General features: G+C 41.6%; 19 protein-coding genes. 6 read left to right on the forward strand and 13 right to left on the reverse strand.

Annotation, left to right across the window (positions count from 1 at the left end; genetic code table 11):
- The first annotated feature begins 674 nt into the window (after positions 1–674).
- The 3 genes from AC1RRY_RS18490 (at position 675) to AC1RRY_RS18500 (ending at position 3,805) form a co-directional block, all read left to right on the forward strand.
- A complete protein-coding gene (locus tag AC1RRY_RS18490) occupies positions 675–1,700 on the forward strand; it encodes a sensor histidine kinase (RefSeq protein WP_492821849.1) in 1,026 nt (341 codons plus the stop codon).
- A gap of 7 nt (positions 1,701–1,707) precedes the next feature.
- Positions 1,708–2,439, forward strand: coding sequence for a LytR/AlgR family response regulator transcription factor (locus AC1RRY_RS18495; protein ID WP_492821847.1), 732 nt, complete (start codon positions 1,708–1,710; stop codon positions 2,437–2,439).
- Between the two features lie 259 nt (positions 2,440–2,698).
- Positions 2,699–3,805: a virulence RhuM family protein gene (locus AC1RRY_RS18500; RefSeq protein ID WP_492821845.1), complete on the forward strand. Its 1,107-nt coding sequence runs from the start codon at positions 2,699–2,701 to the stop codon at positions 3,803–3,805.
- A gap of 88 nt (positions 3,806–3,893) precedes the next feature.
- On the opposite strand, the gene AC1RRY_RS18505 is transcribed toward AC1RRY_RS18500, so the two are convergent.
- Positions 3,894–4,247 carry a helix-turn-helix domain-containing protein gene (locus AC1RRY_RS18505; protein WP_492821843.1) on the reverse strand — a complete coding sequence of 118 codons (354 nt, stop codon included), beginning with the start codon at positions 4,245–4,247 and terminating at the stop codon, positions 3,894–3,896.
- A 37-nt stretch (positions 4,248–4,284) separates the two neighbouring features.
- Here AC1RRY_RS18505 and AC1RRY_RS18510 point away from each other — a divergent pair, with 37 nt between their 5' ends.
- Positions 4,285–4,467: a hypothetical protein gene (locus tag AC1RRY_RS18510; RefSeq protein ID WP_492821841.1), complete on the forward strand. Its 183-nt coding sequence runs from the start codon at positions 4,285–4,287 to the stop codon at positions 4,465–4,467.
- 374 nt (positions 4,468–4,841) lie between these two features.
- On the opposite strand, the gene AC1RRY_RS18515 is transcribed toward AC1RRY_RS18510, so the two are convergent.
- From AC1RRY_RS18515 to AC1RRY_RS18525, 3 genes are all read right to left on the reverse strand, one after another.
- Entirely contained in the window at positions 4,842–5,474 is a 633-nt protein-coding gene (locus AC1RRY_RS18515; protein WP_492821839.1) for a hypothetical protein, read from the reverse strand.
- Between the two features lie 603 nt (positions 5,475–6,077).
- The gene (locus AC1RRY_RS18520; protein ID WP_492821837.1) at positions 6,078–8,183 is read right to left on the reverse strand and encodes a hypothetical protein; all 2,106 of its coding nucleotides are present in this window, start codon (positions 8,181–8,183) and stop codon (positions 6,078–6,080) included.
- Positions 8,184–8,828: 645 nt separating this feature from the next.
- Positions 8,829–9,572: an SDR family oxidoreductase gene (locus tag AC1RRY_RS18525; RefSeq protein WP_492821835.1), complete on the reverse strand. Its 744-nt coding sequence runs from the start codon at positions 9,570–9,572 to the stop codon at positions 8,829–8,831.
- Between the two features lie 81 nt (positions 9,573–9,653).
- On the opposite strand from AC1RRY_RS18525, the gene AC1RRY_RS18530 reads away from it, so the two are divergent.
- Positions 9,654–9,995, forward strand: a complete 342-nt coding sequence (locus tag AC1RRY_RS18530) for a winged helix-turn-helix transcriptional regulator (protein WP_492821833.1) — start codon at positions 9,654–9,656, stop codon at positions 9,993–9,995.
- A 148-nt stretch (positions 9,996–10,143) separates the two neighbouring features.
- Positions 10,144–11,238, forward strand: coding sequence for a hypothetical protein (locus tag AC1RRY_RS18535; RefSeq protein ID WP_492821831.1), 1,095 nt, complete (start codon positions 10,144–10,146; stop codon positions 11,236–11,238).
- A gap of 79 nt (positions 11,239–11,317) precedes the next feature.
- Here the strand turns inward: AC1RRY_RS18535 and AC1RRY_RS18540 are convergent, their stop codons facing one another.
- From AC1RRY_RS18540 to AC1RRY_RS18580, 9 genes are all read right to left on the reverse strand, one after another.
- Positions 11,318–11,875 carry an AraC family ligand binding domain-containing protein gene (locus AC1RRY_RS18540; protein WP_492821829.1) on the reverse strand — a complete coding sequence of 186 codons (558 nt, stop codon included), beginning with the start codon at positions 11,873–11,875 and terminating at the stop codon, positions 11,318–11,320.
- Positions 11,876–11,934: 59 nt separating this feature from the next.
- Complete coding sequence (locus tag AC1RRY_RS18545) at positions 11,935–12,348, reverse strand: VOC family protein (protein WP_492821827.1); 414 nt, start codon at positions 12,346–12,348, stop codon at positions 11,935–11,937.
- A 119-nt stretch (positions 12,349–12,467) separates the two neighbouring features.
- Positions 12,468–13,847 (reverse strand): DHA2 family efflux MFS transporter permease subunit, encoded by a 1,380-nt coding sequence (locus AC1RRY_RS18550; protein ID WP_492821825.1) that lies wholly within the window; start codon positions 13,845–13,847, stop codon positions 12,468–12,470.
- Between the two features lie 160 nt (positions 13,848–14,007).
- Positions 14,008–15,129 (reverse strand): ATP-binding protein, encoded by a 1,122-nt coding sequence (locus AC1RRY_RS18555; RefSeq protein ID WP_492821823.1) that lies wholly within the window; start codon positions 15,127–15,129, stop codon positions 14,008–14,010.
- A gap of 276 nt (positions 15,130–15,405) precedes the next feature.
- Entirely contained in the window at positions 15,406–15,654 is a 249-nt protein-coding gene (locus AC1RRY_RS18560; RefSeq protein ID WP_492821821.1) for a hypothetical protein, read from the reverse strand.
- Between the two features lie 121 nt (positions 15,655–15,775).
- Positions 15,776–15,931 carry a hypothetical protein gene (locus AC1RRY_RS18565; RefSeq protein WP_492821819.1) on the reverse strand — a complete coding sequence of 52 codons (156 nt, stop codon included), beginning with the start codon at positions 15,929–15,931 and terminating at the stop codon, positions 15,776–15,778.
- Positions 15,932–16,369: 438 nt separating this feature from the next.
- Positions 16,370–17,737: a Spi family protease inhibitor gene (locus AC1RRY_RS18570; protein ID WP_492821817.1), complete on the reverse strand. Its 1,368-nt coding sequence runs from the start codon at positions 17,735–17,737 to the stop codon at positions 16,370–16,372.
- Between the two features lie 507 nt (positions 17,738–18,244).
- On the reverse strand, positions 18,245–19,864 hold the full coding sequence (locus tag AC1RRY_RS18575; RefSeq protein WP_492821815.1) for a sulfatase family protein: 1,620 nt from the start codon (positions 19,862–19,864) through the stop codon (positions 18,245–18,247).
- 165 nt (positions 19,865–20,029) lie between these two features.
- Positions 20,030–20,893 (reverse strand): ThuA domain-containing protein, encoded by an 864-nt coding sequence (locus AC1RRY_RS18580; protein WP_492821813.1) that lies wholly within the window; start codon positions 20,891–20,893, stop codon positions 20,030–20,032.
- Between the last annotated feature and the right edge of the window lie 152 nt (positions 20,894–21,045).

Below are 21,045 nucleotides of genomic sequence, written 5' to 3' on the forward strand. Positions count from 1 at the left end.
AAAAATAAAAGAGGAAGTCCTGTATTAAAATTAAATACCCTATTAATTTAACCCAAATTAACTTGGAGTATACCTTGATGAATATAACGTTATAAATATAACAAATGTTCTTAATAATGCTATTAAATATACCGAAAAATAATAAAAGATGGACAAAGATTTAATGGCAATTGAGTGATGAATCCCAACAAAAAAGCCCCTAAAAGAAGGGGCTTTTTGCTACAAGCGTATGAAAGATTCATGTAGAATCTAACGTCTTTGAGGGCCTCTGCAGGCCCGGCATATCTTTTTTTCATGGCTTGGTTTAAAAACACTGACGACGGATGAAAAATCATTTCATCCTCTTGTTTTTATATTGGTTAGATTGACTTACATGACAGTTTTAAGCTTGCGCGAGGTAGTCAATAACTTTTTCATTTATATTTGTCACACTCATGTGATTGCACTCCTGTTCCACTGTGTAGGAATCTAATAAGTGTCAATAGTACAAATATAAACGATTTAAACTTAAAAACGAATTAAAATTCACTCATTAGTTTAAGCCAATATAGGCGTTAAATGTTTTATGCCGAAATATGAATGACGAACACCGTTTTTTTGGTGATATTCTGAGTTTGTCATTTCTTTTTTGATAAAAAAATTGATTTATTTTCTTTTGTAGAAATGATAAAAACATGCTGAAAACCAATATAAAGACGGGTAAAATTGATTGGGTACGCGAACTGATTTTCTTCTGGGGCTTTTTTATTCTGATGTCTATCAGCCATTGGAACTTCCTTTCGTCGGTCAAAGAAATCACCGAAGGCTTTCTGCATTTTCTGATTCTGTATACGCTGGCTATTTTTTACAGGGTGTTTCTGTTTCCGTTCTTTACCCGTGGACAGTTGAATCGGTTTTTGTTTTTTTCGGTGGTTCTGCTGGTTTCGAGCGGTATATTTCTCTTCGTTGCCGATTATTTCTGGTTTTATCCTGAATTTCATCAGTCGCAGAACTGGATAAAAATGGGCCTGCTCTATATAGCCACTACCTCTGTGAGCCTGATTACAATGGAGGCCATTTTTCTGCTCGAATACTTCTACCGTCAGCAAATCAGGGGTAGCAATCAGTTATTACAGCTCAGCGAGGCGCAAACCAAACTGTTGCAGGCGCAGCTAAACCCTCATTTTTTGTTCAACACGCTCAATAACCTGTATGGCATCAGTATCAAAGAACCGGTACGTATGCCGGACATGATCATGCAGTTGTCGCAATTGATGCGGTATCAGGTAGAGTCGGCTTCGAAGCAACAGGTAAAACTAAGCCATGAAATTGAGTACCTGAGCAGTTATATCAATCTGGAAAAAGAGCGCATAGGGCATCGGTGCACGCTTGATTACCGGCATCCGAAGCCCGTTGAGTCTTTGGCGGCTTATCAGATAGTGCCCCTGCTTTTGCTGCCGTTGATAGAAAACGCCTTTAAACACAGCAGCGGAACGGTTAAAAACTGTTTTGTTTCTGTCGGTATCAGTGTTGTTAACCACGCCCTGGTGCTTGACATACTGAATTCTGTTCCTGCACGCAGACCCAAACTGGTATCTACCGGAGTTGGTATACCCAACACCCAAAAACGGCTGGAGGCTTTTTATGCCGGGCGTTATACCCTTACGATGAGCGAAACGGAAGGTCAATACCGGACACTGCTAACCCTGCAATTAAAATAAAACACAAATGACCGAGCCCACAACTCCGAAAAGTTTAAGATGTATTATTGTTGACGACGAGCGCGGGGCACATCTGGTGCTGCAGCATTATGTATCACAGATTGACAGGCTTGAGCTGATTGGTAGTTGTGAAAATGCGCTGGAGGCCATCAACCTGATGCATCAGACCAAGGTAGATCTGGTTTTTCTGGATATCAACATGCCGCAGATGAGTGGCCTCGAAATGCTGAGTACTCTGAAACAAAAGCCATTGGTGATATTCACCACGGCCTATTCTGATTACGCACTTGAAAGTTACAGCTACGATGTGGTTGATTATCTGCTGAAACCGATTCTGTTTACACGGTTTCTGAAAGCGGTAGATAAAGCCTTTTATCATTTTGGTTTGGGCTTGCCTGATAAAGCCGATAGTATGGCACCGGCTGCCCAGACTGAATCGTCTATCGTGATTCGGGTAGACGGCGACTGGATGCGGCTTGAAACGGAAGAAATAAAATATGCCCAGAGCTGGGGAAATTATGTGAAGATTTTTACCGATACCCATACTTATCTCACCGCGCTGACGCTTTCTGAGCTTGACCAGCGGCTACCGACGTCAGAGTTTGTGCGGGTGCATAAATCGTATCTGGTGGCCATTAAACGTGTAACGCGTATCAGCGGCAATGATCTGTTTATGAATGATGTGTCGCTGCCAATAGGCCTTACTTACCGCCGGGAGTTGATTGAGCAGTTTAGGTGAATTGTTTTGCAGAGGGCAGGGGGCTAAGGGCGTACGGTAAACAATTATTGAATGAGAAAAGCAGGAAAGGGGAGATGGAGGGTATTTTTAGTATTAGTTAATGTAGTAACGTAGGTAAAATCAAAGAAGAATTTAAGTACCAAAGAGTTAATCATAGTACTAAAGTTTTTGTTAAAGTAAAATAGTTGTAAGGTTTATCATTGTTTTGAAAAGCAATGATAAGAGATTAACTTAGTGTAATTTATATAGATAAATAAAAATGAATATTCAAGAGGACTATTCCGATTTTCTTTTTTATGTGAGTGGAGATGGCAGTATTAAGATACAAGTAATCTTAGGAGAAGAAACAGTTTGGCTAAGTCAACTCCAAATTTCTGAACTTTTTCAAACTGATAGAACCTCAATAGTGAAACATATTAAAAATATATATGAAACTGGTGAGTTGCATGAAAATCTAACTTGTGCAAAAATTGCACAAGTTCAAATGGAAGGTAAAAGACAAGTTAAAAGAGAAATACTGTATTATAATTTAGATGTTATTATAGCAGTTGGTTATAGGGTTAATTCTTATTCAGCTACTCAATTCAGAATTTGGGCAACTAATATATTAAAGGAGTATTTAATAAAAGGGTTTATTTTAGACGATGAAAGATTAAAACAAGGAAAAAGTTATTTCGGAAAGGATTATTTTGATGAATTACTTGAGAGGATTCGAGAAATAAGAGCTTCTGAAAGAAGATTTTATCAAAAAATAACTGACATTTATCAACAATGTAGTATTGACTATGATAAAAATTCTCCAATTACAAAGACATTTTTTGCAACCGTTCAGAATAAATTAGCTTATGCAATAACAGGCTACACAGCAGCAGAAATTGTAAAGTCAAGAGCAAATGCCAATGTCCTTAATATGGGATTAACTTCATGGAGGAATGAATCTAAAGGTGGAAAAATTCAAAAATCTGATACAGTTATTGCCAAAAACTATTTAACAGAGAAAGAATTAAAAGATTTAACCGGAGTAGTAAATGGTCTTCTTGAATATGCTGAATCGCAAGCAAGAAGAAAAAAAGAAATGAAAATGTCTGATTGGGTTAATCGTGTAGATGCATTCCTGCAATTCAACGAATATGATGTATTAAAAGATGCCGGAAGTATTTCGCATCAAAGTGCTGTTTCATTCGCTGAACAAGAGTATGAAAAATTCAGAATAGCACAAGACAATAATTATGAATCAGATTTTGATAAACTCATCAAAATAACGATGAAAGACGATGTAATACCAACGGCAAAAACCCAAACAAATAATTTTGATGAACAACTTAAAAGATTACTAAATGTACCTCCAGATAAAGATAACAAGTAGGCTATAAATTAAAAACTAAAAAAGTGTGGAAAAGAAGGCAGTTCTTAATAAGATTATTATTGCTTCAGTGCATTGTGTTTATCCTCTTCTACTTCCCCTGTAACCTGTCAATAATAGTTTTCAGATAGGCGTTTTCTTCTTTTAGTTGTTCAATTATTTTTTCATACAGGCGTTTTTCGGTGTCTGCCAATGCATTATTGCTCTTTGCAGCCGATTGGCCGCTGATTACATTGAATACCATGTTCTCACTGAAATTGATGATGTCTTCTACTTTTACATCTAGTATAGAGGAGATTTTCTTCAGCTTCTGAAACGATACTTCCGACTCGTCTCTCTCTATTTTTCCATACCCGGTAGCGGTCATGTTCAGTTCTCTGGCTACGTATTCCTGGGTGTAGTTCCGTAATTCACGTAATTTCCTCAGCCTTGTTCCTATTAACATTCTATTCTATTTTAATTTGTTATCTGCCTCTTAAAAAATGCAAAAGATGCTCTGCTGTACAAATGGCGCCTTTTACCCGGGGTTATCATCAGGTAAACGGCGTTTTCCGCTAAAGCTTTCGTTCAGTCAGCCAATGGCAGGAAGCCACCGGCTGATCAAGAAGCTTTCGTTTGTACAGCAAATTGCTTTGTATTTGAGTTCAGGCTACAGGATTCAGTGACTAACTCAGACCGGCTGTGTCTGTGTTAATCAAAACAGAACTGTCCGGATACACTGTCAGAATATGTACCCGCAGGTATCTGATGTTTTCTTAGGGTAAGTCTGAATCTGAATTAATTTTAAGGCACTCAATAGAATTATTAACAGCAAACAAAGTTTGTATGGACCTAGTAAGCGGGTTTTAAAACCTAGTTACGGGGCGAAGCCATGAGCAGTGTTGCCTGCCCATGATGAGACTTTTAAGGTGGGAGCATGACTCTGCAAATATATAGAATAAAACGGGCGTGGCTTTATCCCCTATGCGGAAGTTCATGCTTATATGCACCTATAACCTTAAAATTTTATGGTTCTGCCGTTTACAGAGCTCCGTTTTCATTATTTTTTTTTGGTACGAGTGAAATAGTAATGAACCGCAGCTATGGCCGCGCACGAAAAATTCAAAAATGCACCGAGGTAAATAGCGTTTTCGAATCCCATCAGATGCCTATGCATTTTTGATGATACAAAAAAGCTGAATACCGAACCTGAAAAATAGTACAAATACAGCCTGTTGCCGCCACGGGTTTTCGGTATGTCGAATATCCGAGACAGCAGCGAGTTGGTTGAACTCATGACTATACACGGCAGGATCATGACCGGAAAAAGCAACAGAACAAGCTGAACGGTCGGCAGGTCCTGAATGAAGCTTCCTTTAAGCAACCAATTGTAAAAAATAAACTTGCTGAATATGGCAAAAACGGCCGTAGTCAGTTCCAGTAATACAAAGATGGTCATCATCAGGCTTTTGGTAATTTCGGGCAGCATTTGTTCACCAATAAAATAGCCCAGAAAAAACCATACAATAAACAGCACTATGGCCAGCCGGAGGTCTATAAAATGCAGCCCGGGCCGTGCCATGAGCCATTGTTGCCAGATCAGATAATAATTGAAAGCTGTGAATCCGGTAAAAAAAGAAATGAATAATAACGACAGGGAACTCTCATGGTGTTTTTTCTCAGCAAAATTCATATATGAAACATGTTAAACAAGTGGGTATATGCCTTAGCTGGTGGCAGCCGGCTTGAGGAGTGCTGCTGCATAGAAAGCAATATGCCCGCCCTTGCAGGGCTTTGTTTTGTAAAAAATCCTGAAATACACTCTGGCCTGATCGGTCGTGCCAATGTATTTACTTCTGAGCGCCGGTCTTTGTGTTTGTCCGGCATGTGCCTGTATTATTTACGGCAGGATATGCCTGCCTCATTTCATTTTTTGGAAGGTTTCCTATGCAAGTTCAATTGTTAACGTTAGACACATTTACTTCAAATCTGTTTAATAATCAAAAGCAGTTTAATTCATCCAAAATTAGGGGTAAGCAATTGAAATACAAGTCTGATTTGCGCACTGGCGGGAACAATTATGAACTTTAGAGAATAATTTTTAAGCAGAATGCGGCTTTATTCGCAATATGAGGAAAATGTAAAAAAGTAATGGGTAAACCGGCGGGGGAGAAGGTGGTGAAACAGCATCAGGTAGGGCAATAAACTGGCTATTGAATGAAAAACCCTTTGCCCGGGAACCACCCATACGGGAGGACACAGACAAAGGGTGTATCTGAATTGACCGGTATATTTATTACCAGATTTTCTTCTCTCTTAAAGTGATTGGCTCACTTGATTGTTTTTCAGGGATATCATACAGGAACAGGAATTCCTTATCGCCCACTTCGTCGGCAATGGTTTCCCATGAGTCTCTCAGATACGCTCCGATTTTCTCGGTACCATAGTGATTCAATCCACCGGCAATGAAGATAGAGATATCGTCACCCAGGTTCAATTTAGCTACGATAGCGTAGTCTGCGCAATCATCGTTCACCCATTTTTCTTCATACTCAACCCACTTGTCGGCAAACTTGGCATAGAAAATGTTTCTTTCGCTTTCGTCTTTGTATTCAATCTTTTTAGGTCTTGTCGATTTTCTTACCAGTTCGAACGGCAACGAGTTGTCAGAGTTGATGATGTACTCAGCAACGGTTGGCGGGTTCTGATCACTGCCGAATATACCGATGGCTATATAAACACCCGGTTTTCTGGTTCTTATAAGTTCTTTAACGTTTTTGTATTTCTCACCAACACCGATATAAACCGGAAGCGGAATGATGCCGAGGTTATCATAGAACGCTTCTCTCACAGCCACGGCTGTTTTGATGTCTGTTTTAGGAACACCCGGGTAGAAATCGTCGTTGTCAGTATCAATAAACTTATATTTAAGAATAGTAGCTATATTGTTTCTGTTTACTGTATTAGCATTAAACAGGTTGCTGAACTTCGCTCTTCTTTCTTTTACCTCGCGGGCATCGTTGTCTCTCGACTGCTGGCTTTTGCTGTAAGCATTGAAAATATTAACCAGGTTGGCAATGGTTTTGGCATCGTTGGTTTCGAACGAGAAAATACCACCATTTTTGCCCAGGGCGTCAATATTGGTAAGCGTGATTAAGGCCTTTGAAGGCGTTGTGCCGTTGATAGACTTGGTAAGCACAAACTGGAACGGAATGCTGTCGAACTCGAGCATGTTTTCTCTCAGATAACCCCAGTCTATCAGTTTATCAATCTGATTCAGGTTATTGGCATACAAGAATTCTTTCAGTTCTTCGCGTTTTTCTTCAATCGATTTGTCGTCGCTCATGCCTAAATTGTTTGCTTTGGCAAACGCGTATACAACGTTTCCTTCTTCAACGTTCAGGCTCACTTTACGGTTGCTGAGTGCTTCTTCACCGAACTGGTCATAATAGATGATATCGGCTCTTTCCAAACCTTTTGTGAGGTAGTTTTCATACTGGCTGAACTCGATGTCATCCTTTTTGGTATTAAGAACCGCAAAGTGTATCGAATCAGATTTTTGTCTGTATCGGGTAACCAGTTTTTCTATCAGATCGTTGATCTCCGTATTTTGTCTGTCAATTTTTCTGTAGTGTTTGTGGTAGTCGAGCTGGCTGAGTTTCGTTATGTCTGTACTACCCTGGCCGAAAGAATTCAGTACTACTTCCAGGTTGTGGCTGGTCATGTAATTAAGGTCGGCCGAGTAGCTCATGATGTATAACTCACTGTCTTCTTCGTTTTCAAGGCACAGCGCCAGAATACTTTTGAGTGAGTCAAGTCTTTCTCTAAGCGTATATTTAGGCTGAACCGCCGTAAAATTCTTTACTATGTTATTTGTCTTTTCAAGCAGGATATTGCTTTTATCGTAGATAGAAGCAAAGCTCACTTCTTTTTCTTTTCTGTTTTCGCCATCAACCATCAGTGCAATGATGATTCCGAAAAGTATACCTAAAAACCCGATGATGATACCTGCGAGGTCCATGTGTAACAACAGCTCATACATGGCACCCGGTACAAAATTCGGATTCGGTGCTCCTGTACTGCTGATATCGGCGCTGTCAATAAATAATTGTTTAAAGAAGATAAACATTATTTTAAGAATAAATGCAGCGAAGAACAGGTACAGCAGGGTGTAGGCAATAATCATTATCCCTTTATAATCTTCGTTTTCGTCTGCCGAGTATTTGTCAAGCAGCTTGGTGAAATTGGCATTGCTTATTCTTTTTATCGGAAACGATAAAACCCTCAGCATTGCTTTTTTCTTGGTGAAGAATAACAGTAAGTAGAGCAGGAATAGGATCAGGAAGACGGAAAAGTACAAAAAAGAGGCGGAAATGGTAATTTCGCGAAAAATCGGTTGCATAAAGACAAAATTTTTAGGTTAAATAAGTTTCAGTTTGATAGCGTACACAAATGTATGATGAAAATCGGAAAACACAGTAAAGTGGCTAATCATAAGTTAATGGTGTAAATAAATATCAAACTGGGGGTTGCACGTAAAGAAAGGACTGAGCACAGTTGTTCTGCAAAATACCATTTTCATGAGAGGTTCAATAGTTTAAAAACACGTAATCGGGTACAAATAATGCTTTGTCAGGTGCCTGCAATGAATAATTACCTATTGCAGAATTTTTATATTCATTCTGGTAAATGTATTACCAAAATGGTTGCTTATACACGTCTTGGCTAAGTGATAGCAGGCGTACGTACTCTTTTTAAGAGCTGCCTTTCACGTTTAATCTGGGTATCTTTAGTCAATTATTCAAAATTATAGTGAAGCTATTGAAAATGCAAGCCATATTATATAATTTTTAGTAATAATGACTTACTTTTTGAGCAGATATTGATAATTATGCTTGTATAAGGCCGTGTTACTGCTAATCATAGAGTCGGAAGCACTATTTTGCGGGGCTGCATTGCCGGAGCGCAGGGGTCTTGATGCAATAATTGCCCCGCTTAAAAACAATCTGTTTCGCTGCGGGGCAATGGTGTACTGAGATGGAATCTTTCAGAGGGTCATGCCGCCGTCAATGATAATTTCGCTGCCCGTGATGAACAGCGCGGCATCGCTGCTCAGGTACGCCACAAGTTTGGCCACGTCTTCGGCCGTACCGATTTTCTTTAGGGGAATGACCTGCGCCAGGCTGTTGTACAACTGGTGCACACCGGCTTCATCTAAACCTGATTTGCTGAGTACCTCGGTACGGGTTGGCCCCGGACTGACGATATTTACCCTGATATTGCGTGGCGCCAGTTCGTTGGCCGCTGTTTTGGCTATGGAATTGAGTGCAGCCTTGCTGGCCTGATAGACCGAACTGCCCACCTTGTAGGTTGATGCTACGATTGACGACAGAATGACTACCGATGCGCCATCGTTAAGTAAAGGTATCAGTTTACTCAGGGTGAAATAGGCGCCTTTGAAATTGATGTTTATCACCTCATCAAAATTGTTTTCGGTGGCCTGTTCTATGGCGATCATTTGCCCTGTGATACCGGCATTGATAAACAATATATCTATCTTCCCGAATTGCGTGCGCATGGCTTCTGCGAGGGCGTCGGTATCGTCCAGATTTGCCTGATCGGCTACAAATGGTATGGCGCCTGTTTCTGCTGCGGCCTTTTCTATGGCTTCTTTGCGGCGGCCGGTAATCAGCACCGTGGCGCCCTGTTGTGCGAATTCCTGCGCTGTGGCATAGCCTATGCCGCTGTTTCCGCCTGTAATCAGTACTACTTTGTTTTTGAATGTTGTCATTTTTTCTTTGATTTTTGGCAAAGGTATTTGGTAAATGATATACTTTTGTAATCAGTATCACTAAGTATATCAGATTACAACATGGCGAACGAAAGAAATCATACCGAAGAACTGAAAGCATTGCAGGATACCCTCTATTTTATTGGTGGTAAATGGCGCCTGCCGGTGATCAACTCTATTTGCAACGGAAACAGACGGTTCAGAGAAATTGAACGCAGTATACCTGGTATCACCACGCGTATGCTGGCAAGAGAACTGAAGGAAATGGAAATGAGCAAGCTGGTGAAACGCACGGTTTATACCGATATACCTGTTTTGATTGAATACGAACCCACCGAACACTGCCGCTCTTTCGGCAGGATTATACAGGAAATGATTAACTGGGGCCGCGAACACCGGAAGGTGGTAGTAAGCGATGTTTGAATATACGGCCATTTGTTAAAGGGATGTAAGCCCCACTGGGATAGGATATTTTTGTGAGACTCAGAGGTGTTTATTTGTATGCAATCTGAAAAGAAGTATATTTGTGGCGTACCCTAAATACGCTGGGCTAAAACTACTATCCACCAACATGCTGGCCAAAAAATTCATTCTGACTTTCGCTTTTTCAGTAATTCTTCTACATGCTTTCGGGCAAAGAGATTTTATTCCGGGTAAGATAATCACACCGCATAGAGATACGCTGAGTGGGGCTATCAATGTTTTTCGTGATGCCTATGGTATTTCTTTCAAAATTGATAAGGGCAAAGCCGTAAATTATGGGCCGGAAGATATCAGTGGGTTTATTACTGACGAAACCCCGTTTGTGAGCAAGATGTTTCGGGTGAAATCGGATGAAGGAACGATTGAAGAGCAGGTTTTTGCAAAGGCACTGGTGAGAGGCAGGGTATCGTTGTATACTTATCAACAGCAGGATGGCCTGGCCATTTTTTTTGCTGAAAAGGACACCCTAAGCTTGCAGCTACGGATAATCAGAGAAAAAGTGCTGAAGGAGCAAGGCGGGCTGGTTTATGAAAGAGTGCGAAAAGAATACCTGAATATGCTCAATATATTGTTGCAGGATTGTGACAAGATAACGTTGCCAGTAACCAATGTTGAGTTCACAGAGAAGGATTTATCGACTATTGTCGGGAAATATAATTCATGTTTCGGTGGGAGTACCGAGGTGGTCAAGACTACATCCAAAAACCATGTTTCCTTTGGTGTGAAAGGGGGGATAAACCTATCGAATAGAGCCTCGAGTTTACAGGGTTATAACTACATGCAGGGAAAACTGCTCGGAGTTTTTATGAAAATACCTTTATCGGGTTCTAACAGGCACTTGTACAGTCGCATGGAATTAAATATGAACGATCACGGGTATTCTTATCAGAACACGACCGTTAAGTGGAATGCCTATAATATTTCTACGCTGCTGTGTGCTAATCTGGCTAGTGGCACAGTGAGACCTTACCTAGCCGGCGGTCTTGCTTTTTCATGGTCTGGACCTTATTTTGACGTTCGAGGTCAAAGGAAATTTAATGGAGGTTTCATTGATGGAATGGTAGGATATGTGATGGAAGTAGGCATGGAAGCAGGGAGATTTATGGTAGCCGGCAGACATGAGAATTATCTTAATGAGGGGGGAAAGGCGTTCAGTCTGGCAGTTGGGTTCAGGGTGTGGTGAAAGAGGAGATAATGCCGCTCTGGTTCAGGTGGCAGTTGAAGTATTCGGTGAACGAATTAATTGCAAAGAAATACGCCCCTCAACACCCGCCTGGTCCGATAACCCGCTTGAAGTCGGGTAGTTCATTAATATCTTGAAATTGCCATTGTTTCAGTAATTCTCCCTGCTGACCGAAAACAGGGTCTGTGGTGGGCATGGGTACATTGTTGATATTCTCCAGTGCCTGTTCCCGTTCGTCATCGTTGCCTATCAGAATATCCCATTTCCGGCCGTCGGGGTAGCCGCCAACTATTTCGTAATTGAGATGTTCAGATACGGCAGAATGCGCAGTACCTGCAGGTAATATCAGTACGTCACCGGCGGTTACTTCAAACGAAACTCCGTTTCTGCCACCGATACGCAGGGTAACGCTTCCTTCACCCACACCCAGTACTTCGTGGGTGGTACTATGAAAATGATCGTAATGATAAATTGTATCGCGCCAGTTGTTGGTCCAGCCATTGGCTTTGAAAGTCTCTTCAAACCATTTGGTTTTGTTTTCGGCATCGGTTACTTGCCGGTAGATAATAACGGGTAGTTCGCTGTTCGGCATGGTACCGTCATCAAGGAAGTAGAATTTTTCGATTTTATATTCCATTTCAGTATCTGTTAGTTTACACGCATAGACAGAAAAGAACCATGCCAGAAATTGAATAATCAGCCGGGCAGGGCTTTTTCTTCCTCACTTAGCGGTCGTCCGAAAAATAAGATATAGCCATCGGCGTCAGCGAGTTCAAATCCCCGCAGGTTGTCGTCATTATTCATAAGAGGCTGGCTGAATGTGACACCTTTTGATTGAAATTCTTGAAACAGGCCGTCAGGGTCTGACGTATTGATGTAGGCGTCCCAGCGGGCGTCTCTGTGTCTGACGGAATTGGGAAGCGGAAGCACTTCGGTATTAATTACTTTCAGATTGATTGAGACACCGTCGCGGCCAAGGAAGGCAAAGAAGGGGTCTTCTTCCGGGCCGATGTACCATATTTCAAAGCCGAGTTTGTCGGTATAAAATGATACGGACTGCTGCAGATTGGCAGCAATAAAAAGCGGAGTGAGAAAATTTAAGCGTGCCATGATGATTGAGGATTAATATTGACAAGCGTACTCAACAAAGATAAGCTATAAAAGGTATCGGCTGGAAGGGAAATTGAGAAATTAAAATATGGGTTTATAAATCTAATTGTAAGGGTATGCTATTGTAAATTGGAGCCGTCTGAGGAGTGCAGTCTTCTGAAAACCAGACTGGATAAGGTGCTGATGAGCCCGACAACTACAAACGTATATCTAAAAGCGTTGTGCGCGTTGTTGTCCGTCATTGTGTGGTCGTATTGGAAATATTTCAGTATCAGGAGCCCGCTCGAAATACCGAAACCAATGGCCAACTGCTGGTTGACAGCCAACAGAGAATTGCCGCTGCTGGTGTGGTGCTTGCGGAGGTCGGCAATGGCGATGCTGTTCATGGATGTAAACTGAATGGAATTGAAAAACCCGATGGCTACAATGATAGGCACAAACCAGTAAATAGAGGTATGTATGCCCGGGATGGCCAGCGCGCTTATCAATAGACCGATAATGACGGTGTTCACCACCAGTGTGTTGCGATACCCGAACCTGGAAAGGATATTAATAACCCTCGACTTGGCAAAAATGGCCATCAGTGCCATAGGGGCCACCATCCAACCCGATACAATGGCCGACTGCCCGTAGATGGTTTGTATCATGAGGGGCAGGAGCAAAGGTACGGCGCTGATGCCCAGCCGAGTGGCGAAATTACCCAGTATACCGACCCTGAACGTGCGCACCAGAAACAGGTTGAGGGGAAAGAGGGGGTTGTCAGATTTACGGGCATAGGCAAAATAGATGACAAACAATAAAATACCTACGATGAAAACTGTAAGCACGAGTGTAAGATTTTCGATGTCGCCCAGTAATTCGATGGACAACGACAACAGGAGCGAGGCGACAGAGAAATAGAAGAAGCCCCGTAAATCAAATTTGGGTGATTCGGAGCGGTAGTCGGGCATGTAGTTCTGCGCCAGAATAATGCCCAGTATGCCTATGGGAATATTGAGGAGGAATATCCAGTGCCAGGAAAGATAGACTGATACATACCCACCCACTAGCGGACCCATAACCGGGCCTATCAGAGCAGGTACTATGGCAAAGTTCATGGCCTTTACCATTTCTTTGCTGTCGAATGTTTTGATGAGCGCCAGCTTGCCGACGGGTGTAAGCAGGCTACCGCCTGCCCCCTGAATAATGCGAGAAATGATGAGATGCGTGAGGGATTGTGAAAGCGCACAAAGCAATGAACCGACACTAAAAATAATCAGCGCCATAATAAAGATTTTCTTTGTACCGAATTTATCAGCCAGGAAACCACTCACGGGCATCAGTACGGCCAATGTAAGCACATAGCTCACTATAGCATAGTGCATATTGATGGCCGACTGGTGGAGATCCTGCGCTATGGCCGGCAATGCTGTATTCAGAATGGTAGAATCAAGCATTTGCATGAAGATGGCAATTGCGAGTGTTACCGGTAGCCTTTGTTTTACGAGGGTATTATCCATAGATGACCGTACGTCTGATGAATGAACCAAAATTAGTGGATTTCGGCGATAGACAAGCACAATTATCTTCTAAAAGAGTATGCCAAGGGCAGCCCTGAAAACCTCAGAGTCCCCTTTGCACTGTTTGGAGAATGATCAGTTGAGTGGAAGATATTCTGGTTTATCTGAGGAGAAATTCCTCCATGTTTTCAGGAGTAATTACTTTGGTTTCAGACCCCGCATAGTGTTGTGTAAATGTCTGAGGGAATCTTACTCTTGAAGATGGATTCCATTTAAACTCATAAGCATAAAGTTTTCCCTCGGAATCCTCAATCAGATCAATCTCTTGCTGTTGTGTTGTTCGCCAAAAATATCGTTCTGCATCAATATTATTATACTTAATGTATTTCATACGTTCAGCCATGAGAAAGTTTTCCCACAATGCTCCTGTGTCTGCCCTGCCCGATATCGGCTTAAAATTATTTATAATGGCATTTCTAATGCCACAATCATAAAAATACACTTTCTGACCTTTTTTGATTTCGTTCCGAACATTCCGGCTAAATGCGGGCAAGCGGAAAACAACAAATGTTTTTTCGAGCAGACCTATGTATTTATCAACCGTTTTTCCATCACTTCCAGTTAATTGACCAAGCTCCTGATAGTTAACTTCACTACCAATTTGCAGAGCTAATGCCTTTAGTAGCTTTTCAAGCAGCATTGGCTTTTTAATTTGTTCCAGCATCAGCAGGTCTTTATAAAGATAACTATCGGCCAGGAGCTTTAGATGTTCTTTTTCTTCTCCTATTTTGGTCACTATTTCTGGATAATATCCATAGATTAGCCTATGATCTAAATGCCTTTTTTCCTGAATGAGACCGTGATATCCAACCATTTCTGAAAAACTCAGTGGATAAAGCATAAATTCATATTTTCGCCCTGTTAGAGGTTCATTCACACGGTTGGATAATTCAAAGGCAGATGAACCGGTTGCAATAACCTGCACATCTTTGATTTGATCTGTAAACAATTTTAGGGTCAGGCCAATATTAGAGATTCGCTGGGCTTCATCAATGAAGACTATTTTCTTTTGACCGATTGCCAGTTTCAACTTTGTTGCTGTTGCGTTTGCCAGAATAGCCCCGGTATCAGCATCGTCTCCATTCAGGTATAGATAATCCTTATCTTCCAATATAGATTCAATCAGTGTTGATTTCCCGGTTTGGCGCGGGCCAAATAAAAGAATCGCTTTCCCCTTGAAAAGTTTGTTTTCAATTGGTATATGAAGATGACGTTTTATCATTTTTTCGCATTTAAATCCTGAATAATTATAATATTGACGGATTTGAATGCAATATTATTATAATATTGACGGATTTGCAATTGTTACAGCATTTTAATGCAGAAAATTTGCTGTCACACATAAACGCCTTCTGTGAACGGATGATGTACTGAAGATTGAATATTTAGCCAGACAGAAGATATTTTTGTGTGATTGGGGTAGAGACAAGGCATTGCCTTGTCTCTACTTCTCAGACAAGTCTTTGGGTCGGCTATCGGGTATCCAATTGCAAGGGCATCAAAGACTATTGCAAATTGGAGCCGTCTGACGCGTGAGTCTTCTGAAAGCAAGACTGGATAAGGTACTTATCAAATTCACTACGACAAACGTATATCTGAAAGCGTTGTGCGCGTTGTTGTTGGTCATTGCGTGATCGTACTGGAAATATTTCAGTATCAAAAGCCCGCTCGAAATACCCAAACCAATGGCCAGTTGCATGTTGAAAGCCGATAGAGAATTGTCACTACTGGTGTGGGATAATAACATTAAAACTCAGCGTCTCTCTGCACGATTTAAAGTGTTGTGCACGGGAGACGCTGAGCGCAAACAAGATTGTTTGGGGTACGGTATCAAATATACGTGTGTACCATGCCTGATAGGATATTTTTTATGCTGAACCTGTCGAGTCCGGGTCCAGAAGCATGGATAACCTGGCAGAAACCTCTATTTTTTGGTGGTCTGGAGTAACCCACTGTTTTTTTGCTGTAACCTCAGCAATTGATTCGCCTTCTTCAACCGGCAAATGAGTTGTTTCAATAATCATATCGGGTAATGTTTAAGGTGTTAAACTATAAAAATTCTAGTGATTAGGTACGTTAAAAAATGTTATTAAAACTTTTGTCTGTTGCATGATGAGGTATCTGGCTTTTAAAGCGTTCACTCAATGGTTGTTAGTACTATAATTTCAATATTACTGGTAACTCGCTCGCGTTTTCCGGATTTTCAGACAATTGTTCCGGTTTTCCAATTGTGGATTTTGGATTTCTAGTTCGTGTAGTTGTGATTTCATCAAAAATACGGTTTTGAACCGAATACTCAAAGTATATCAGACATAAAGATTAGTCAATCTATAAATCATAAGCCAATTAGTTTGTTGAAATTGATTAACCAGCCAAACAAACAGAGACGCACGGTGGTGCGTCTCTGTTTTAGAATATGCCGTAGAATAGCCGGGCATCAACCTATTCTTTTTGATAAGCCATTAGTTTTTTCTTATCCCTGTTAACGCTCTCAAATAGGTGTCGTAATAGTCATAAACACCAGGTGAAGATTGATACGGGAAGCTATAGTTGGCAGTGTAATATCCATTACTTGTTCCGCCAAGACCCCAGTTTAATCCTATATACTCATACAGAGCACTTATACAATTATCATTACAGAACTGGTTTTCCGGACAATCATTTATGTAATACTGATAAGATAAATAGGAATATCCATCTCCAACCCATGTATGAGAATCGCTTAAATTAACAATATTAAGTGTCCCGGTAAAAATAACGGGATAGAAATGTTCTAAATCGTATTTTACCTGAGCATAATTATTGTTTAGATCATCCCATGTGCCACCACCATTAATGTATCCAAAACTGGCAAGTCCGTTGTTGATATTACCGGGTACGGTCCAAGTATTACAATTTCCAAAAGCACCATATCCTGTGCTTGTAAATGCTCCACATTGCCGGATTAATAAAGCCACTTGTTTCTCGTTATTGTTAGCAAAAGAGCAGTTATTACTGGGGTCTTGTGGCATGTTTGGATAATCCATCGTTGCACAATCTCCATTGATACATATTGATAGGTTTGATGGATATTGATGGTATCTCATAACCATTCCCATTGCTACCGGCCCGCAACCTGCAAGTTTTTTGTTGCATCCTGCAATACCATTACAGCCATTATCTGTTGGAGAGTAATAATTGTACCAACCCTTCTGCCACCACCGGGCTATAGCATCAACGTATCTGCCCGTTTCATAATATATAGTGAATTCATCACATTGATCAGTTTGACGTCCTTTTCTTTGTAAAGGTTTACCCTCAAGAATTTCCCAAAGCCTTTTTGTTTCAGCAGGAATTTCCCTTTTCGATTTTGCATGTTTTATATGTTTTTGGGCATTATGAAACCAATGTTTTAACCCGGGCGCATTTTCATCACCAAAAGTGCTGTTATCAGAATAAGCAAGAACAGGGCCGACCCTTTTGTCGGCGGCAATAATAACAAAGCCTTTTTGCTCTTTGTAGTTAACAATATGATATAAATCTTCACCTAAGTCTTTAACTGTTCTTGAAGTTTCAATTTCCCGTTTCTCAGGTTTGAAAGGGTCGGCTACAGCTTTTGTTTTGCGTAAACGTCGGTAATTTTGTTCATCAACCATGTTTAGCTGATGTGTTGCCAGATTCTGGGCATCAGAGAGGGTGACCTCGAAATCGGTTTGTGATTTTTTTGAAGTAGTATTGTCCGGCGTAAGCGGCTTATCTTTACTACACTGGGTTAGTGTTATCCCAAAGATAGTCAGGATAAGTAATGCAATGAGCCTGCTGTTTTTGATGAGTTTAAATGTAGTTTTCATGAAATAGAAGGTTTAAAAATTTATGGATAATTGTACTCAAAGAATTACTGAACAGGGGGTGTCTTGTTTTTGGGCAAGACAGCACATCTAAAGACGAATACCTGTCTTCAGAGTAGTAAGCCGTGTACAAAAAGGGCTGGAATTTGTATGATACCTGGGGTTTGTGTGTTTAATCGATATTGTTACAGATATACCGAGTTTTTGTTAGTCACGTGTTATTTAGTAATGAGCAGTAGTTTTTTCATGGATAATCAAATGTAATTGCGAGATTGATAAATGCAATGAGAAAGCCACGGAAATTATTTGCCGGTACCTCTGCTCTCGTTTTTTAATTGTAGCATTACGTTTTTTTAACTTTTTGGTAATAGTGAAAAACTAATTAACAAAACAGAGACGCATGGTGGTGCGTCTCTGTTTGTTGTATTCTGCTAAGGGAGCAGAGTCAATGATGCGATTTGAAAAATCGCGCCACAATTCCATTGTTGCAATTCCATTGCGGCAATGGAATTACTTTTTCCCCAGCTCTTTATATTTCTCGATATACATTTTGTCTAACTCTTTTGAGTCTTTGTATTTCACTCGCAGGGCAGTCAGTTTTTTGTGTAGCTCGGCGCGCACTTTGGCGTAGGCAGGGTCGTTATACACGTTTTTCATTTCGTTTTTGTCCTTACGACGGTCGTACAGCTCCCATTCGTCAATATCATAATAGAAATGCACCAGCTTGAAATCTTCGGTTACAATGCCATAGTGGCGTTTCACCATGTGCACGCCGGGGTATTCGTAGTAGTGATAATAGGCGGCATCACGGAATTTACCACCCTGACCTTTAAAAATCGGCAGCATGCTTTCTCCCTGCATATCGGCCGGAGGTTTGATACCGGCAGCTTCCAAAAATGTCTGCGCAAAATCCAGATTCTGTACCATCTGCGAGTTTTTAGAACCGGCTTTGATTACGGCAGGCCATTTGACTAGCAGGGGTGTTTTGAACGACTCGTCATAAATAAAGCGTTTGTCGTACCAGCCGTGTTCGCCCAAATAAAAGCCCTGATCGGAGGTGTAGATTACAATCGTGTTTTCGTCGAGATTGTTGGCTTTCAGGAAGTCGAGCACCTGGCCCACACCGTCGTCAACAGAGGCAATGCAGCCGAGGTAATCCTGCATGTATCGCTGATAACGCCATTGCAGTTGGTCTTTGTCGGTCATGGACGGATACCGGCTCACAAAATCTTCGTTTACCTTATCGTACGTTTCGTTCCACGATTTCCGCTGCGCATCGTTCATCCGGGCCAGATTCGATTTGTACAACGCTCTGTCGGTAGGATGATTCTCTTTCAGTCCGAACTTATCCATTATTTCAGGCTTTATCTTTGAGTCGCCGCCCCAGGTCATGTGGTGCATGAGGGTCATTTCCTGCTCTTTGGCAGCACGACCGCGGCCTTCATAGCTGTCAAAAAGGGTGGCTGGTTCGGGGAATTTTTTTTGAGTAAACTGGCGATAATGACGCTCGGCAGGCAGCCATTCGCGGTGTGGCGCTTTGTGCAGATAGGCCAGAAAGAAAGGCTTGTCGGCATCGCGCTCGTTTTTCAGCCAGTTGAGGGTCATGTCGGTGATGATGTCGGTCACGTATCCCTGAACCTTGGTTTTTCCTTCTTTTTTGGTGATGAAATCCGGATTATAATAATGCCCCTGATCGGGAAGAATCTTGAATTCGTCGAAACCCTTCGGATTGTTGCCGAAGTGCAGCTTGCCAAACATGGCTGTCTGGTAGCCATTGGCCTGCAGAATCTGCGGGAAGGTTACGTTGGTGGTATCAAACGGAAAATTGTTGTCGATTTTTCCGTTGATGTGGCTGTGCTTGCCCGTAAGAATAACGGCCCTTGATGGTGCACAGATAGAGTTGGTAACACAGGCATTGCTGAAAAGCATGCCTTCTTTGGCAATGCGGTCAATGTTGGGCGTGCTGGTGAGGCGGGTGTCATACGCCGAAATAGCCTGATAGGCGTGGTCGTCAGACATGATGAACACGATATTAGGCCGCTTGTTTTTCTTGGGCTGATAGGCTTTGAAAGAAACCATCAACACGGCGCACAAGGCTAGTAGTATGGTGGGAAATAGAAGTTTTTTCATGGTTCGCATGATGGATTGAAATGCATATAAAACTGATTTGAGGTGCGCCTAAGCCATTGCACCACCGCATCGGCGGTCCGACCCGTCAATTTTCCGACGTTGTCAGGGAAATTGCCACCCCTCCTTGAAATAAGGAGGGGAAATTTATGGATACAATATGAATGTTTAAAATTTCTTCTCCTGTGTCCAGCGGATGGCGTTTTCAACGAGTTTTAAGAAATGCTCGTTTTTCCAGGCTGATTCGTTGTGCCCTATAGACGTATAAAAAGTTTTACCCTTGCCAATCTGTTTGCACCAGGCAACAGGGTGGTCTTTGCCCATGCCGTAGTTTTTGTCTTTTACGAATAGGATATTACCGCTCGGATTGATGCTTTCGCCATTGATGGTATACTGAATCTGAAAGCCTTTTTCGCGTGGGTTCTTAAAGAATACATACCACTCGTCGGCATGAGCCCAGCTTGGCGGGATGTCAGAAGTAATGAGGCTGTCGGCCTGAGAATCAAGCAGCACAAAGGTTTTCTGAAACTGAGGGTCGATAGGGTGGTGCGAGAATTTAGAACCCAGCAGGTTCTGCTCGTACCAGTCCCAGTGGTGGGAGTCGTCACCGGCACCGTGGATACCCATCAGGCTACCGCCGTTTTCTACATATTTTTCGAGGGCTCGTTTCTGCTCGTCGTTGATGACCTCACCGGTTGAATTATTGAAAATAACGGTATTGAATTTTGCCAGTTGGGCTTCATTAAATACACCGCCGTCTTCGGTTTCATATACAAACCAGTTGTTTTTAGCAGCGAGGTCGGCAAAAACAGGTTTTGAAGCCTCGATGGATTCGCCGTGGCGGAAACCGGTGGTTTTTGAAAACACCAGAATGGCGGGTGCACCGGTAGGGAAATTGATGGCAGGCGCTTCGGTTTCATAAGACACCGGAAAACCATATTTAACTTTGTAGATGAACACGCCCAGCAAGCCGCCAAGCACTACTACAATGGCCAGTACCGACCATAGTACAATTTTGAATATCTTTTTCATTTGAAAGGGTTGGTTAGATGGGTGAAAGATAATAATTTCAGATGAATAAGAATATATTATTGTCGAATTTCGATTGCAGATTGTCGAATGGGGTTATCATGATGTTGGGGGCAAAATTTTGACCCTTTATGACCTACAAGCAGAATTATCCA

This window comes from Emticicia sp. GW821-FHT11C11 (assembly GCF_058808615.1).

Bases quoted from the DNA above. Each gene is read 5' to 3' on its own strand.
- AC1RRY_RS18490 (WP_492821849.1), top strand. From the start codon at position 675: ATGCTGAAAACCAATATAAAGACGGGTAAAATTGATTGGGTACGCGAA.
- AC1RRY_RS18495 (WP_492821847.1), top strand. From the start codon at position 1,708: ATGACCGAGCCCACAACTCCGAAAAGTTTAAGATGTATTATTGTTGAC.
- AC1RRY_RS18500 (WP_492821845.1), top strand. From the start codon at position 2,699: ATGAATATTCAAGAGGACTATTCCGATTTTCTTTTTTATGTGAGTGGA.
- AC1RRY_RS18505 (WP_492821843.1), bottom strand. From the start codon at position 4,247: ATGTTAATAGGAACAAGGCTGAGGAAATTACGTGAATTACGGAACTAC.
- AC1RRY_RS18510 (WP_492821841.1), top strand. From the start codon at position 4,285: ATGCAAAAGATGCTCTGCTGTACAAATGGCGCCTTTTACCCGGGGTTA.
- AC1RRY_RS18515 (WP_492821839.1), bottom strand. From the start codon at position 5,474: ATGAATTTTGCTGAGAAAAAACACCATGAGAGTTCCCTGTCGTTATTA.
- AC1RRY_RS18520 (WP_492821837.1), bottom strand. From the start codon at position 8,183: ATGCAACCGATTTTTCGCGAAATTACCATTTCCGCCTCTTTTTTGTAC.
- AC1RRY_RS18525 (WP_492821835.1), bottom strand. From the start codon at position 9,572: ATGACAACATTCAAAAACAAAGTAGTACTGATTACAGGCGGAAACAGC.
- AC1RRY_RS18530 (WP_492821833.1), top strand. From the start codon at position 9,654: ATGGCGAACGAAAGAAATCATACCGAAGAACTGAAAGCATTGCAGGAT.
- AC1RRY_RS18535 (WP_492821831.1), top strand. From the start codon at position 10,144: ATGCTGGCCAAAAAATTCATTCTGACTTTCGCTTTTTCAGTAATTCTT.
- AC1RRY_RS18540 (WP_492821829.1), bottom strand. From the start codon at position 11,875: ATGGAATATAAAATCGAAAAATTCTACTTCCTTGATGACGGTACCATG.
- AC1RRY_RS18545 (WP_492821827.1), bottom strand. From the start codon at position 12,348: ATGGCACGCTTAAATTTTCTCACTCCGCTTTTTATTGCTGCCAATCTG.
- AC1RRY_RS18550 (WP_492821825.1), bottom strand. From the start codon at position 13,847: ATGGATAATACCCTCGTAAAACAAAGGCTACCGGTAACACTCGCAATT.
- AC1RRY_RS18555 (WP_492821823.1), bottom strand. From the start codon at position 15,129: ATGATAAAACGTCATCTTCATATACCAATTGAAAACAAACTTTTCAAG.
- AC1RRY_RS18560 (WP_492821821.1), bottom strand. From the start codon at position 15,654: ATGTTATTATCCCACACCAGTAGTGACAATTCTCTATCGGCTTTCAAC.
- AC1RRY_RS18565 (WP_492821819.1), bottom strand. From the start codon at position 15,931: ATGATTATTGAAACAACTCATTTGCCGGTTGAAGAAGGCGAATCAATT.
- AC1RRY_RS18570 (WP_492821817.1), bottom strand. From the start codon at position 17,737: ATGAAAACTACATTTAAACTCATCAAAAACAGCAGGCTCATTGCATTA.
- AC1RRY_RS18575 (WP_492821815.1), bottom strand. From the start codon at position 19,864: ATGAAAAAACTTCTATTTCCCACCATACTACTAGCCTTGTGCGCCGTG.
- AC1RRY_RS18580 (WP_492821813.1), bottom strand. From the start codon at position 20,893: ATGAAAAAGATATTCAAAATTGTACTATGGTCGGTACTGGCCATTGTA.